Genomic DNA, 15,154 nt, shown 5'->3' with positions numbered 1-15,154 from the left:
GCATGGCAGATCCGTCGACCTACCGGCCGAAGACGGGGGACATCCCCACCCGCCCCGGCGTGTACCGCTTCCGGGACGAGCACGGCCGCGTGATCTACGTCGGCAAGGCGAAGAACCTCCGCCAGCGCCTCGTGAACTATTTCCAGGACCTCGCGGTGCTGCATGAGCGCACCCGTCGCATGGTCACCACGGCCGCGAGCGTCGAGTGGACCGTCGTCGGCACCGAGGTGGAGGCGCTCACCCTCGAGTACACCTGGATCAAGGAGTTCGACCCGCGGTTCAACGTCAAGTTCCGCGACGACAAGTCCTACCCCTACCTGGTGCTGACGATGGGCGAGCAGGTGCCGCGGGTCCACATCACCCGTCGTCCCCGGCCCAAGGGGGACCGCGTCTTCGGGCCGTACCCGCAGGTGGGCGCGATCCGGGAGACCCTCGACCTGATGCTGCGCGTCTTCCCCGTGCGCTCCTGCACCGCGGGCGTCTACCGCCGCGCCGAGCGCTCCGGCCGGCCCTGTCTGCTGGGCTTCATCGGGAAGTGCTCCGCGCCCTGCACCGGTGAGATCTCCGAGGAGGAGCACCGGCGGCTCGCCGAGCAGTTCGCGGACTTCATGGCCGGGAACACCGCGACCTACACCCGCCGCCTCGAGCGGCAGATGCGCGACGCCGCGGCGGCCATGGACTACGAGCGTGCCGCCGCCCTGCGCGACGACCTCGCCGCCCTCGACGCGGTGATGTCGAAGAACTCCGTCGTGCTGTCTGATGCGACCGACGCCGACCTCCTCGGCCTCGTCCAGGACGAGCTCGAGGCCTCGGTGCAGGTCTTCCACGTGCGCGGCGGCCGGATCCGCGGCCAGCGCGGCTGGACCGCCGAGATCCTCGACGAGTCCGAGGTCCCGGATCTGGTCGAGCGCGCGCTCACCACCCTCTACGCAGAGGGCTCCGCGCCCCGCGAGGTGCTGGTGCCCGTCCTGCCCACCAACCTCGAGCAGGTGCGCGAGCTGATCGGACACCAGGTCGACCTGCGCGTCCCCCGGCGCGGCGAGAAGAAGGACCTCCTCGCCACGGTCACGGAGAACGCCGCGGAGGCGCTGCGGCTCCACCGTCTGAAGCGCACCGGTGACCTGACCGCCCGCACCAAGGCCCTCGAGGACCTGGGCGAGGCGCTCGGACTCGCCGACGCCCCGCTGCGCATCGAGTGCTTCGACATCTCCCATTCGCAGGGCACGAACGTGGTCGGCTCCCAGGTGGTCTTCGAGGACGGTCTGCCCAAGAAGAGCGAGTACCGCCGCTACTCGGTGACCGGCACCGCCGCCCGCGACGACACCGCCTCGATGTACGACGTCATCACGCGGCGCCTCAAGCACCATCTCGATCCGCCGGACCCGGCCGAGGACGACGCGACCCCGGGACGGCACCGCCGCTTCGCCTACCCGCCCTCGCTGATCCTCGTCGACGGCGGACCGCCCCAGGTCGCCGCCGCCCAGCGCGCCATGGACGACCTCGGGATCACCGACATCGCCCTCGCCGGCATCGCCAAACGGCTCGAGGAGATCTGGCTGCCGGGGGAGGAGTACCCGGTGATCCTGCCGCGCACGAGCGAGGCGCTGTTCCTCGTGCAGCGTCTCCGCGACGAGGCCCACCGCTTCGCGATCACCTTCCACCGGTCCAAGCGGGGGCGTGCCATGCAGGCCAGCGCCCTCGACGGCATCCCCGGGCTGGGACCGGCGCGCCGTCGCGCCCTGCTGGACCGCTTCGTGACGGTCTCGGCGATCCGGGCGGCGCGTGAGGAGGACCTCGTCGAGGTCGACGGGATCGGTCCCGCACTCGCCGCGTCGATCCTGGCCGCGCTAACATCCGAGGAGGCAGCGGTCGCCTCCGACGAGGGGGCGGCCCCGGAGGACCAGGGGCTCGACGTGGTCATCGACATGGCCACCGGCGAGATCCTCGACCGGGAGCCGACGGCCCGCGCCGCCGCCCCGGACCCCGACTCGGAAGGAGCCCCCGGTGACCGCTGAGGAGTCCCGCGACGGCACGGATCCCGTCCCGCCGATCGACCCCGCCCCGCCCGCGCAGAACCGCTCGGAAGAACCCTCGGAGCGCGCTCCGCGGGCCGAGCCCCCGGAGCCGTCCGCGCCCGACCATGCACGGGACCGCGACGAGGAAGGTGATCCGCGCGGCGACGTCGTGATCATCACCGGTCTCGCCGGCGCCGGCCGGGAGACCGCCGCCCACGCTCTCGAGGACATGGGCTGGTACGTCGTCTACAACATCGTCCCGCAGCTGATCCCCGCGATGCTCGAGCTGCAGGCCTCCGCGAAGGGTCGCGACTACCGCGTCGCCGTCGTGGTCGACCCGCGCTCCGGCCCGTTCTTCTCCGAGCTCGGGGATGTCGTCGCCGAGCTGCGCCGCACCCAGCACCGGGTGCGCCTGGTGTTCCTCACGGCCGACGAGAGCACGCTCGTGCGCCGCTTCGACTCGGTGCGCCGCCCCCACCCCCTCGCCGGGGAGGAGGGCGTGCTCGAGGGCATGCGCCGCGAGCGCGAGATGCTCGCCGCCTATCGTCGGATGGCCGACCTGGTCATCGACACTTCCCCGCTCAACGTCCACCAGCTGACGATGAAGATGCGCACCGTCTTCGGGACGGTGCAGGAGCAGCGGCTGACTGTCACGATGCTCTCCTTCGGCTTCAAGTACGGCATCCCGCTCGAGGCCGATCACGTCAGCGACGTGCGCTTCATCCCCAATCCCTACTGGGTGCCGGAGCTGAAGCCGAAGCGCGGCACCGACCCCGAGGTCGCCGACTTCGTGCTCTCCGACGCCAATGCCGCGGAGTTCGTGGACCGCTACCTCGAGATGATCACCCCCGTGCTGCGCGGGTACAGCGCCGAGAACAAGCACTTCACCACTCTCGCGATCGGCTGCACCGGCGGGAAGCATCGCTCCGTGGCGGTGAGCGAGCGGATCGGCGACGAGCTGCGCCGCGCCGGCCACGCCGTGCGCATCCGTCACCGGGATCTGGGGCGCGAATGAGCATCGCCCCCCGCTCCCGCCGCGGCAGCTCCCCGCACCTGCCCGACCGCTCCCTGCGCGCCCGCCGCGGTGGCCGCGGCGCCCCGGACCGCCCGCTGCGGGTCGTCGCCCTCGGCGGCGGCCACGGCCTCGCCGCGAACCTGCGCGCCCTGCGTCTGCTGGCCGACGACATCACCGCGGTGGTCACCGTCGCCGACAACGGCGGCTCCTCCGGCCGCATCCGCACCGAGATGCCGGTGCTGCCCCCGGGCGACCTTCGGATGGCCCTCGCCGCCCTGTGCGAGGACTCCGATTGGGGATCGATCTGGGGCGATGTCATCCAGCACCGCTTCCAGACCGACGGCGAGCTGGACGGGCACGCCCTCGGGAACCTCCTGATCGTCGCCCTCTGGCAGATCCTCGACGACCCCGTGGAGGGGCTCGAGCAGATGGCGGCGCTCCTCGGTGCCCGGGGCCGCGTGCTGCCCATGGCGCTGGACCCGCTCGACATCGAGGCGGACGTGCGCGGCGCCGACGGCACCCTGCGCACCATCTCCGGCCAGTGGCAGGTGGCCACGGCGGAGGGCCGCGTCGAGGAGGTGCGGCTGGACCCGCCGCGCCCCCGGGTGCCCGAGGAGGTGATCGAGGCGATCCAGCGCGCCGACTGGGTCATCGTCGGGCCGGGGTCCTGGTACACCTCCGTGATGCCGCACCTGATGATCCCCGAGATCGCCGAGGCCCTCCGCACCACGCCGGCGCGGCGCTGCATCACCACCAACCTCTCGAGCGGCGCGCAGGAGGCGGAGGGCATGACCAGCCTCGACATGCTCGACGTGCTGCTCGAGATCGCGCCGGGCATCCGTTTCGACGCGCTGCTCGCCGATCCCTCCGTCCTCGAGGACGCGCTCGGCCTCGCCGAGGCCGCCGGTCAGCGGGGCATCCGCGCCCTGTTGCGCCAGGTGAGCGTCGGCGACGGCACGCCCCATCACGACCCGGTGCGCCTCGCCGCGGCGTATCGCGACCTGTTCGACGACGCCTACGGCGACGTCGAGCCCGCCCCGACCCCCGAGGAGGACCGCCATGGCGCTGACCGGTGAGGCCAAGGAGGAGCTCAGCCATCTCGAGGTGACGCGGCCCTCCGCGCGCAAGGCGGAGGCGGCGGCGATGCTGCGCTTCGCGGGCGGGCTGCAGCTCGTCGCGGGACGTATCGTCGTCGAGGCCGAGCTGGACTCCGCGGCGGTCGCACGCCGTCTGCACGGGATCATCGCCGAGATGTACGGGCACCGTGCCGAGCTCGCGGTGCTCGCCCCGGGCGGGATCCGGCGGACCACCCGCTATCTCGTCCGCGTGGACCGGGAGGGCGGCATGCTCGCCCGCCAGGCAGGGCTGCTCGACGCCCGGGGGCGCCCGGTGCGCGGGATGCCGCCCTTCGTCGTCGGCGGCGCGATCGCCGACGCGGAGGCCGCCTGGCGCGGGGCCTTCCTCGCCCGGGGGACCCTCACCGAGCCGGGCCGCGCCTCGGCGCTCGAGCTCTCCTGCCCCGGGCCGGAGGTGGCGCTGGCGATGGTCGGCGCGGCGCGCCGCCTGGGCGTCGCCTCGAAGGCGCGCGAGGCCCGCGGCGCGGACCGCGTGGTGCTGCGCGACGGCGACGCGATCTCCGCCCTGCTCACCCGGATGGGTGCCCACGACACCGTCCTCACCTGGGAGGACCGTCGGACCAAGCGGGAGGTCAAGGCCACCGCGCACCGGCTGGCGAACTTCGACGACGCGAACCTCCGCCGCTCTGCGCGGGCCGCGGTGGCCGCCGGGCAGCGGGTCCAGCGGGCGCTGGAGATCCTCGGCGACGAGGTCCCCGAGCATCTCGGGCACGCCGGGCGTCTCCGGCTCGAGCACCGTCAGGCGAGCCTCGAGGAGCTCGGACGGCTCGCCGACCCGCCGCTCACGAAGGACGCCGTGGCCGGTCGTATCCGGCGCCTGCTCGCCATGGCGGACAAGCAGGCGGAGGAGCTCGGCATCCCCGGGACCGAAGACGGAGTGGACGAGGACCAGTTGCCCCCGTCACCCGACGCCGGGCATTGATAGGATCACAGCGGTCGTCGGTCACATCCGGCGCCGTCCGAGCGTACGAGGGCGTGCGCGCCAGTGTTCATATTTCACAGAGGACCTGTGAATCTAGGAGGAACCGTGACCATTAAGGTCGGAATCAACGGGTTCGGTCGCATCGGCCGCAACTTCCTGCGCGCCGCGCTCGAGCAGAAGGCAGACATCCAGATCGTCGGTGTGAACGACCTCACCGACAACGCCACGCTCGCGAACCTGATCAAGTACGACTCGATCGGCGGCGTGCTGCCCTACGACGTCTCCCACGACGAGACCTCGATCACCGTCGGCGACAACACCTTCAAGGCGTACGCCGAGCGCGACCCCAAGAACATCCCGTGGGGCGAGATCGGTGCGGACGTCGTCATCGAGTCCACCGGCATCTTCACCGACGCCGAGAAGGCCAAGGCCCACATCGAGGCCGGCGCCAAGAAGGTCATCATCTCCGCTCCGGCGAAGAACGAGGACGCCACCTTCGTGATCGGTGTGAACGAGGGCGACTACGACCCCGCCAACCACCACATCGTCTCCAACGCGTCCTGCACCACCAACAGCCTCGCGCCGGTGGCCAAGGTCCTCAACGACGAGTTCGGCATCGTCAAGGGCCTCATGACCACCATCCACGCCTACACCTCGGACCAGGTGCTCCAGGACGGCCCGCACAAGGACCCGCGCCGTGCCCGCGCCGCCGCCCTGAACATCGTCCCCACCACCACCGGTGCGGCCAAGGCCGTGGCGCTCGTGCTCCCCGAGCTCAAGGGCAAGCTGGACGGCTACTCGCTGCGCGTGCCGGTCCCCACCGGCTCGATCACCGACCTCACCTTCGAGGCGTCCCGCGAGGTCACCATCGAGGAGATCAACGCCGCGGTGAAGAAGGCGGCCGAGGGCCCGCTCAAGGGCATCCTCCGCTACACCGAGGACCCGATCGTCTCCAAGGACATCGAGGGCGACCCGCACTCCTCGATCTTCGACGCGCAGCTCACCAAGGTGAACGGCAACCTCGTGAAGATCTTCGCCTGGTACGACAACGAGTGGGGCTTCTCGAACCGCCTCGTCGAGCTCTCGCAGCTCGTCGGCAAGTCCCTCTGACCTCTCGTCCCTGACGAGCTGGACAGCTCAGGAGCCCGCCGGCGCCGCCCCGCAGGGTCGGTGTCGGCGGGCTCCTCTCGTCACGGCTACCCGCCGTGTGCTCCGGCCCCGGCCCGCACCGCCCCTCAGCCGGCCCCCGGGGCCCACGGCTCCCGGCCCCGGCGGGGCCCCTGCCCCTCAGCAAAGGAAGCACCAGTGCTCAAGACCCTCGATTCGCTCGGCGAGGTGCGCGGCAAGCGCGTCATCGTCCGCGCCGACCTCAACGTGCCGCTCGACGGCACCACCATCACCGACGACGGCCGCATCCGCGCCGCGCTGCCGACCCTGACCCGCCTCGTCGAGGCCGGCGCCCGCGTCGTCGTGATCTCCCACCTGGGCCGTCCGAAGGGCGCGCCGGAGGACAAGTACTCCCTGCGCCCCGTCGTGGCCCGCCTCGGCGAGCTGCTCGGCCAGGAGGTCGCCTTCGCGACCGACACCGTCGGCGAGTCCGCTCGCTCGGTCGTCGACGCCCTCGAGGACGGCCGCGTCGCGATCCTCGAGAACCTGCGCTTCAACGCGGGCGAGACCGCGAAGGACGATGCTGAGCGCCTCGCCTTCGCCGAGCAGATCGCCGCCCTCGGCGACGCCTTCGTCTCCGACGGCTTCGGCGTCGTGCACCGCAAGCAGGCGTCCGTCTACGAGCTCGCCACCCTGCTCCCGGCCGCCGCCGGCGAGCTGGTTCTGCGCGAGGTCGAGGCGCTTCGCAAGGTCACCGACGAGCCCGAGCGCCCCTTCGTGGTCGTCCTCGGCGGCGCGAAGATCGCCGACAAGCTCGCCGTCATCGACAACCTCCTCGGCAAGGCCGACCGCATCCTCATCGGCGGCGGCATGGCCTACACCTTCCAGAAGGCCCAGGGCCTCGAGATCGGCAAGTCGCTGCTCGACGAGTCGAAGATCGATGTCGTCGCCGAGTACCTGCAGCGCGCCGCCGCGAACGGCGTCGAGCTCGTGCTGCCCGTGGACACCGTCGTCGCCGCGGAGTTCTCCGCCGACGCGGAGGCCACCGTCGTCCCGGCCGACGGGATCCCCGCCGACCAGGAGGGCATGGACATCGGCCCGAAGACCGCCGCGCTGTTCGGCGAGAAGATGGCGGACGCCAAGACTGTGTTCTGGAACGGCCCGATGGGCGTGTTCGAGTTCGAGACCTTCGCGGCCGGCACCCGTGCCGTCGCGGAGCACCTGGCCGACGCGCCGGGCTACACCGTGGTCGGCGGCGGGGACTCCGCCGCGGCCGTGCGCCTCCTCGGCGTCGACGAGGAGCGCTTCTCGCACATCTCCACCGGCGGCGGTGCGAGCCTCGAGCTGATCGAGGGCAAGGAACTGCCGGGCATCGCGATCCTCGAGGAGGGCTCCAAGTGACCACCCGCACCCCGCTCATGGCGGGCAACTGGAAGATGAACCTCGACTGGAAGCAGGGCCTGGCCCTCGTCGAGGAGCTCGGCGAGCAGCTGAAGGACGTCGACACCAGCAAGGTCGACACCGTCGTGCTGCCGCCGTTCGTGGACCTCCGCACCGTGCAGACCGCGGTCGACGCCGGCAAGCTCCCGATCGCCTACGGCGGCCAGGACCTCTCCGCGCACGAGTCCGGCGCCTACACCGGCGAGATCTCCGGCCAGATGCTGACGGCGCTGGGCTGCACCTTTGTGGCGATCGGCCACTCGGAGCGCCGCCAGTACCACGGCGAGACCGAGGAGCTCACCAACGCCAAGGTGAAGGCCGCCTTCGCTGCAGGCCTGACCCCGATCCTGTGCGTCGGCGAGCCGCTCGAGGAGCGCCAGGCCGGCAAGCAGGTCGAGTACTCCCTCGCGCAGGTCGAGGGCGGTCTCGAGGGTCTCACCGCCGAGCATGTCGCGGTGAGCGTCATCGCCTACGAGCCCGTGTGGGCCATCGGCACCGGCGAGGTCGCCACCCCGGATGACGCGCAGGAGGTCTGCGCCGCGATCCGCGAGTGGGTCCGCGCGAAGCACGGGGACACCGCGGCCGATGCCGTGCGCGTCCTCTACGGCGGCAGCGTGAAGTCCTCCAACGTCGCCGAGCTGATGGAGAAGCCCGACGTCGACGGCGCCCTCGTGGGCGGCGCCTCGCTCAAGGCCGAGGAATTCGCCAAGATCGCGGGTTACCAGGGCTGATCGACGTTCTGCGAGGAACGAGCGGTAGGAGATCAGCCGGTCGTGCCGAGTCTGATCCTGGCTAACCGGCGGGTTGCCGCCTGGAGAGCCTCGCCACGCGGGCCGGACCTCTCGAGGTCCGGCCCGTGCCGTATCCTGGATCGGTCCGTCCCCCACCCGGAAGGTGTCGTCCCCCGTGGATCTGTCCCTCCTGAAGCTCATCCTCCAGATCGTGATGGTCGTCAGCGGCCTTCTCGCGATCATGCTCGTGCTCCTGCACAAGGGACGCGGCGGTGGGCTCTCCGACATGTTCGGCGGCGGCGTCTCCGCCTCTGCGAGCGCCTCGGGCGTGGCGGAGCGGAACCTCAACCGGCTCACCGTGGGCATGGCCGTGATCTGGGGCCTGTGCTGCATCGGTCTCGGCATCATCGAGCGCCTGATCTGAGCCCGCGGCGCCTTCGCGTTGGCCCCCCTCCTCTAGAAGCCCCCGCCGATCGCGGGGGCTTCGTCGTGTCCGGCGACGACCGGGTGACGCGAGAGCGGTGACGGGGCGACCTGGGGAGGGGCGAGCCTGCGCGGAACCTCTGCACACTCGGGGGAAGAGGCGCGTCAGACCCCCAGGTCCGCAGAGGTTCCTCGGGGGAGTGGCGGGTCGGGACTGATGCGCGATCAGGTGTCAGCTGGGGTTAGGCCGCCAGGCTGACGGTCGGGTTCATGATGGTCTCGTTCTCGATGGGGGTCAATCGGCCCAGGCGGGCCTGCCGGCGGCGTCGGTGGTAAGTCCGCTCGATCCAGGTGATGATCGCGATCCGGAGCTCCTCTCGGGTCCGCCACCGCTTGCGGTCCAGGACGTGCTTCTGCAGCAGGGCGAAGAAAGACTCCATTGCCGCGTTGTCCCCGGCCGCGCCGACTTTCCCCATCGACCCCACGAGGTGGTGACGGTTCAGGGCGTGCACGAAAACCGTGGCGAGTCGGCGGGCTGAGGAGCGCTGGGCCCGCATTGCGCTCGGGTACATGTCTACCGGTACCGTTGAAGCGTGACTTCTCCAGGTGTGGCGGACTACGCGAACTTCCTGCCCGTTTCTTGGCGAGAAAGAGTCGATCAGGAGCCGACGAGTACGTGGTGGGACTGGCGGGGGCACGAAGTTCATGTGCTCCGCCGGGTGAATTCGAACGCACCCGTGCGGGTCCTACTTGTCCACGGAGCTGGCGGCCACAGCGCGGCATTGTGGCCGGTAGCCTCGCTCCTTCCGGAAGATCAGGTCGAACTGGCCGCCGTCGACATGCCCCTGTATGGCGAGACGATCTCACCGGATCCGGACGCCGTGCGGTATGAAGACTGGGTCTCGCTGCTCTGCGATTTCGTCCGCGATGAGGACGACGGCCGCCCGCTGGTGCTGCTGGGTGCCAGCATCGGCGGGATGCTCGCCTATGAGGTCGCTGCACGCACCGGTCTCTCCGCCGCAGTGGTGGCGACCTGTCTGCTAGACCCGCGGGATGCGCATGTACGCGCAGTCATCACCCGCTTCGGCCCTATCGGCATCCTGGGTGGGCCGCTGGCACGACTCCTCCCGGGCAGGCTCGCGGGGCGTCGCGTTCCGATGTCATGGGTGGCCGCGCTGTCGAAGATGAGTCGCGATCCGCGCCTGTCGAGGCTGTGCACTGCGGATCCGCGCGGGGGCGGGGCCACGGTCCCGCTCGGGTTCCTCACCTCGTTCATGACCTACCGCCACGCCCCGCCGGAGCGGATGACCACCCCGGTGACGCTCGCCCATCCGGCGAAAGACGCCTGGACGCCAGTGGAGGTGAGCACGCGCTGGCTCAGTCGCATCGCCGCTCCGGCAGAACTGGTCATGTTGCGCGAGTGCGGCCACTTCCCGATCGAGGACCCGGGGCTGGCAGACCTGGTCCGAGGGGTAGAACGAGTGGCCTGGCACGCCCAGCACGCCGATGTCGGACAGATCTTCAAGCCGTCCTAGACGAGATCAGCGACTCAGGCACTGTCTCACTGAGCCATTCTCTACCGGGACGCGGTGGTTGTCGGTGGTCAGCGATCGAGGCCGCTACGGAGCGTCGGAAGAATCCCGCCATTTAGCGGACGAAGTCACAGCCACGGGTGCGCAGACGCCGACGGGGCGGCTCTCCGGAGGGAGCCGCCCCGTCGGGCGCGAGGGCGGGCGTGCACTGCGCGCGCGCCGCGCCGTCCTCTCAGCCCTCGGCGAGCTGCGAGGCCGCAGCCTTGTCGAGGTACCAGGTGGTCGACTCGAGTCCGCGCACCGCGGAGGCCGGAATCGTCCACGGGGCGATCTCGCCGTGACCCGCGGCGACGGCCTCGGCCTTCTCCTCACCGGCGACCAGGAGCCCGACGTGGCGCGCCGAGTTCAGCACCGGCCAGGTCAGGGAGATCCGGGAGGCCGGCGGCTTCGGGGAGTCGGTGACGGGGATCGCGCTGGCACCGGCCTGCTGCTGGTCCGGGTGCTCCGGGAACAGCGAGGCGACGTGGCCGTCGGGTCCGACGCCCAGCAGGAGCACGTCGAAGAAGGCGCGTCCGCGGGTGCGGAAGGGCTCGTCGCCGCCCGCCGCGTCGAGCTGCTGGCCGTACCAGGCGGCCGCCTCGTCGAGGGACATGCCGTCGGCGGGGGAGGGCATCGCATGCACGTTGCGGGGGAGCAGGCCGGCCGCGAGCAGCGGCTCGATCAGGCCCTTCCGCACGGCGACCTCGTTGCGCTCGTCGGAGTCGGGGTCGACGTACCGCTCGTCGCCCCACCAGAGGTGGAGGCGAGCGGCGTCCACACCGGCGGCGGAGAGGGCCGCGGGCAGGGCTGCCGCGGTCGCGGTGCCGACGGTCCCGCCGGTGACGACCAGGTGTGCGACGGTCCGCTCGGACTGCGCCTCCGCGAGCCGGGCGGCGACGTCGGTCGCGGCGGCCTCCGCCACCGCAGCGGCGTCGGCGACGACCGTGTCGGTCGGCTCCGGCTTGCCCGAGGCATAGGTCGCGAAGTCGTCGATGCCGGTGAAGGCGCTCGCGAGCACCTCCCCGTACACCTCGTCGGGATCCAGGCGGCGCAGCTCCTCGGCGAGGAGCTCGTCGAGGCTGCGGCGCGGCATGGTGACGTGCTGTCGGTTGTCGTCCCCGGGCAGGGTCATGACGATCGCCTCGTCGCTCACGCGGGTCAGCTCGATGATGCCGTCGGCGCGGTGCAGGCGCACCCCGTGCACGCCGGGGATGTCCTTGCCCTCGCCGGTCGGCTCGACGATCTCCGCCTCGATCCCGAGGGCGTGCTCGAGCCAGGCCGACATCAGCACGACCGAGGGGTTCTCGGCGGCGCCGGAGACCTCGATGCGTTGCGGCACGGAGACCGGCGGCACCTCGAAGACGCTCGCCAGCAGGCCCCGCCAGCGGGTCAGGCGCGACCAGGCGAGGTCCGAGTCGCCGCTCGCGTAGCCGCGGCGGAGACGCTTCAGGGTCGCGACGGGGGACTCGCAGGCGGCGGCGTCGGAGATGCGCCGCTGCGACATGGAGCCGAGCACGTCGTGGACGGGGGAGGAGGGCGCGTTCTCGGGCCACCAGGTGACGATCGGCGCATCCGGCAGCAGCAGCGCCATCACCAGGGTGTCCAGGGAGCTCATGATCTCGCCGCGGGCGCGGAGGATCACGATCTCCCCGGCACCGGCGTCGCGGCCCACGCGGATCTCGGCGTCCAGCCCGGAGCTCTCGGCCTCGGGATCGGCGTCGACCACGATGACCCGTGCGGGATGCTCGTGGCTCGCGCTGATCGCCGCCTCCAGCGGCTCCTCGAGGTCGCCGGTGGCGATGATGATGAGGGTGAGGACCCGGCCGATGGTGTTCGCGCCGAAGGTCTCCCGCATCTCGGTCATCTTCTTGTCGATGGCCGAGGCGGTGGTGTCTTGCAGGGTGGTGATCACGGTCGCCTCCAGGTACGTCCGTCGCGGGCGAGCATCTCGTGGGCGGTGTCCGGGCCCCAGGTGCCGGGTCGGTACGGGGCGGGCTTCAGGTTCTCGGCCCAGTACTCGGTGATGGGGTCGAGGATCTTCCAGGAGAGCTCGACCTCCTTCTGGCGCGGGAACAGCGGCGGGTCGCCGAGCAGCATGTCCAGGATCAGGCGCTCGTACGCCTCGGGGGACTCCTCGGTGAAGTTCATGCCGTAGGCGAAGTCCATGGTCACGTCGCGCACCTCCATCTGGGTGCCGGGGACCTTGGAGCCGAAGCGCATGGTCACGCCCTCGTCGGGCTGGACACGGATGACGATCGCGTTCTGGCCCAGGTCCGCGGTGTCGGTGGAGCGGAAGGGCAGGAACGGAGCCCGCTTGAGCACGACCGCGATCTCAGTGACGCGGCGACCCAGACGCTTGCCGGCCCGCAGGTAGAAGGGCACCCCGGCCCAGCGACGGGTCGCGATGTCCAGGCGCATCGCCGCGAAGGTCTCGGTGACCGAGTCCGCGGGGATGCCGTCCTCCTCGAGGTAGGGGCGCACCTCCTCGCCGCCCTGCCAGCCGCCGACGTACTGGCCGCGGGCGGTGTGGGCGCCGAGATCCTCGGGCAGCTCGACGGCGGCGAGCACCTTCTCCTTCTCGGCCCGGAGGTCCGAGGCGCGGAAGGAGACGGGCTCCTCCATGGCGGTGAGCGCGACCAGCTGCAGGAGGTGGTTCTGGATGACGTCGCGGGCGGTGCCGATGCCGTCGTAGTAGCCGGCGCGGGAGCCGATGCCGATGTCCTCGGCCATCGTGATCTGCACGTGGTCGACGTAGTTCGCGTTCCACACGGGCTCGAACAGCTGGTTCGCGAAGCGCAGCGCGAGGATGTTCTGCACCGTCTCCTTGCCCAGGTAGTGGTCGATGCGGAACACGTCCTCGGGGCGGAACGCCTTCTCCACCACGTCGTTGAGCTCGCGCGCGGAGGCGAGGTCGTGGCCGAAGGGCTTCTCGATGACGACGCGGCGCCAGGAGCCGTCGCGCGGCGTGTTCAGGCCCGAGTTCGCGAGCTGCTCGCACACCTGCGGGAAGGCGTCCGGCGGGATCGACAGGTAGAAGGCGTGGTTGCCGCCGGTGCCGCGGGTGCGGTCGAGCTCGCCGACGACCTCGGTGAGCCGCTCGAACGCCGCGGGGTCGTCGAAGGTGCCGGTCACGAAGCGGAGGCCGCCTCGCAGCTGCTCGAAGACGCTCTCGGAGAAGCCGGTCCGGGAGTGCTCGGAGACGCTCTTGCGCACGTACTCGGCGAAGTCGTCGTCGGACCAGTCGCGCCGGCCGTAGCCGACGAGGCCGAAGCTCGGGGGGAGCAGGCCGCGGTGGGTGAGGTCGTAGATCGCCGGCAGCAGCTTCTTGCGGGCGAGATCGCCGGTGACGCCGAACATCACCATGGAGGAGGGCCCGGCGATCAGGGGCAGCCGACGGTCGCGCGGGTCGCGCAGCGGATTGTCGACCTCCGGCCCTTCGGTCCCGGACGGGGGAGTGCTGGTATCGGTCACGATGGTCCTTTCTCGGACACGGACTGGCGAGAGCACGGCCCGCCCCGGAAGGGTCGGGACCGTGCTCGTGGAGCGGAGGAGATCAGGCGCGCGCCGCGTCGACAGAGGTCGACACGGTCGCGATGAGCTCCTCCCAGGCCTTCTCGAACTTCTCGACACCCTCGCGCTCGAGCAGCGCGAAGACATCGGCCAGATCGACCCCGGCCTCGGCGACGCGCTCGAGCACGGACTCGCCGGTGGCCGCGGACTCGGCGGAGAGCGCGGCGGCCGGCTCGGAGTGGTCGGCGGCGGCCTCGAGGGTCTTCTCCGGCATGGTGTTCACGCTCGGATCGGCCACGAGACGGTCGACGTACAGCGTATCCGGGTAGTCGGGGTTCTTGACGCCGGTGGACGCCCACAGGGCGCGCTGCACGTTGGCGCCCTGGGCCTTCAGGGCCTCGAAGCGCTCCGAGGCGAACGCGGTGAGGTACTCGCCGAAGGCGGCCTGGGCGTTCGCGACACCGGCGCTGCCGCGCAGGGTCTCCGCCTCGCCGCCGAGGGCCTCGAGGCGCTTGTCGATCTCGGTGTCGACGCGGGAGACGAAGAACGAGGCGACCGAGTGGATGGTCGCGAGGTCCTTCCCGGCCGCAGCGGCCTGCTCGAGACCGGTCAGGTAGGCGTCGATGACCTCCTGGTAGCGCTCGACCGAGAAGATCAGGGTCACGTTCACGCTGATGCCCTCGGCGATGACCGCGGTGATCGCGGGCAGGCCGGCCTCAGTGGCGGGGATCTTGATCATCACGTTCTCGCGGCCGACGACCTCGAACAGGTGCTTGGCCTGCTCGATGGTCTTCTCGGTCTCGTGGGCCAGGCGCGGGTCGACCTCGATGGAGACGCGGCCGTCGAAGCCCTTGGAGGAGGCGTAGACGTCGGCGAAGAGGTCCGCCGCGGTGCGCACGTCGTCGGTGGTGAGCTTCTCGATGACAGCGTCGACGTCCTTGCCCTCGGCGGCGAGGGCGGTGATGTCGGCGTCGTACTCGTCGGAGCCGGAGATCGCGGCCTGGAAGATCGAGGGGTTCGTGGTCACGCCCACGACGTTGCGGGTGGCGATGAGCTCGGCGAGGTTGCCGGACTGCAGCCGCTGACGGGAGAGGTCGTCCAGCCAGATGGAGACGCCGGAGTCGGTGAGGGCCTGGGTGCGGGTGTTCTGGGACATCGTGTTCCTTCCGGGCGCTGCTGCGCCCTGTCTCGGACAGATGGGTGGGGAGATGACGTGGGGAGAGAAGTGGGGGGGGGGGGAGGGGGGGGGGCCCCCCACCCAGGGGGTCGAGTGCTTTCTCTTCT

General features: G+C 71.1%; 12 protein-coding genes and 1 pseudogene. 9 read left to right on the top strand and 4 right to left on the bottom strand.

Features of this window, described 5'->3' with window-relative positions:
• Window positions 1–2: 2 nt before the first annotated feature.
• The 8 genes from uvrC to secG all read left to right on the top strand — a co-directional run bounded on the left by uvrC (window position 3) and on the right by secG (window position 8,790).
• On the top strand, window positions 3–2,015 hold the full coding sequence (gene uvrC, locus V1258_RS03705; RefSeq protein WP_329748413.1) for an excinuclease ABC subunit UvrC: 2,013 nt from the start codon (window positions 3–5) through the stop codon (window positions 2,013–2,015).
• 169 nt (window positions 2,016–2,184) lie between these two features.
• The gene (gene rapZ, locus V1258_RS03700) at window positions 2,185–3,030 is read left to right on the top strand and encodes an RNase adapter RapZ (protein WP_329746906.1); all 846 of its coding nucleotides are present in this window, start codon (window positions 2,185–2,187) and stop codon (window positions 3,028–3,030) included.
• Entirely contained in the window at window positions 3,027–4,106 is a 1,080-nt protein-coding gene (locus tag V1258_RS03695) for a gluconeogenesis factor YvcK family protein (protein ID WP_329748412.1), read from the top strand. Before rapZ ends, V1258_RS03695 begins: the two co-directional genes overlap by 4 nt.
• Window positions 4,090–5,088, top strand: a complete 999-nt coding sequence (whiA, locus tag V1258_RS03690) for a DNA-binding protein WhiA (RefSeq protein WP_329748411.1) — start codon at window positions 4,090–4,092, stop codon at window positions 5,086–5,088. Before V1258_RS03695 ends, whiA begins: the two co-directional genes overlap by 17 nt.
• 105 nt (window positions 5,089–5,193) lie before the next feature.
• Window positions 5,194–6,198: a type I glyceraldehyde-3-phosphate dehydrogenase gene (gene gap, locus V1258_RS03685; protein ID WP_329746767.1), complete on the top strand. Its 1,005-nt coding sequence runs from the start codon at window positions 5,194–5,196 to the stop codon at window positions 6,196–6,198.
• Between the two features lie 195 nt (window positions 6,199–6,393).
• Window positions 6,394–7,596: a phosphoglycerate kinase gene (locus V1258_RS03680; RefSeq protein ID WP_329748410.1), complete on the top strand. Its 1,203-nt coding sequence runs from the start codon at window positions 6,394–6,396 to the stop codon at window positions 7,594–7,596.
• The gene (gene tpiA, locus V1258_RS03675; protein ID WP_329748409.1) at window positions 7,593–8,366 is read left to right on the top strand and encodes a triose-phosphate isomerase; all 774 of its coding nucleotides are present in this window, start codon (window positions 7,593–7,595) and stop codon (window positions 8,364–8,366) included. Before V1258_RS03680 ends, tpiA begins: the two co-directional genes overlap by 4 nt.
• Before the next feature lie 181 nt (window positions 8,367–8,547).
• On the top strand, window positions 8,548–8,790 hold the full coding sequence (gene secG, locus V1258_RS03670; protein WP_329746905.1) for a preprotein translocase subunit SecG: 243 nt from the start codon (window positions 8,548–8,550) through the stop codon (window positions 8,788–8,790).
• Window positions 8,791–9,031: 241 nt separating this feature from the next.
• On the opposite strand, the pseudogene V1258_RS03665 reads toward secG, so the two are convergent.
• A pseudogene (locus V1258_RS03665) lies at window positions 9,032–9,304 on the bottom strand (integrase core domain-containing protein); the annotation flags it as partial.
• A gap of 204 nt (window positions 9,305–9,508) precedes the next feature.
• On the opposite strand from V1258_RS03665, the gene V1258_RS03660 reads away from it, so the two are divergent.
• The gene (locus tag V1258_RS03660; protein WP_329748408.1) at window positions 9,509–10,324 is read left to right on the top strand and encodes an alpha/beta hydrolase; all 816 of its coding nucleotides are present in this window, start codon (window positions 9,509–9,511) and stop codon (window positions 10,322–10,324) included.
• 229 nt (window positions 10,325–10,553) lie between these two features.
• On the opposite strand, the gene pgl is transcribed toward V1258_RS03660, so the two are convergent.
• The 3 genes from pgl to tal form a co-directional block, all read right to left on the bottom strand.
• Entirely contained in the window at window positions 10,554–12,272 is a 1,719-nt protein-coding gene (gene pgl / locus V1258_RS03655; protein ID WP_329748407.1) for a 6-phosphogluconolactonase, read from the bottom strand.
• The gene (zwf, locus tag V1258_RS03650) at window positions 12,269–13,831 is read right to left on the bottom strand and encodes a glucose-6-phosphate dehydrogenase (RefSeq protein ID WP_329748406.1); all 1,563 of its coding nucleotides are present in this window, start codon (window positions 13,829–13,831) and stop codon (window positions 12,269–12,271) included. The genes pgl and zwf overlap by 4 nt, the downstream gene beginning before the upstream one ends.
• Window positions 13,832–13,913: 82 nt before the next feature.
• A complete protein-coding gene (tal, locus tag V1258_RS03645) occupies window positions 13,914–15,026 on the bottom strand; it encodes a transaldolase (protein WP_329748405.1) in 1,113 nt (370 codons plus the stop codon).
• Window positions 15,027–15,154: the final 128 nt, after the last annotated feature.

Source organism: Brachybacterium sp. J153 (genome assembly GCF_036311905.1).
GTDB lineage: Bacteria > Actinomycetota > Actinomycetes > Actinomycetales > Dermabacteraceae > Brachybacterium.
This window is presented reverse-complemented; position numbering and strand designations above follow the sequence as displayed.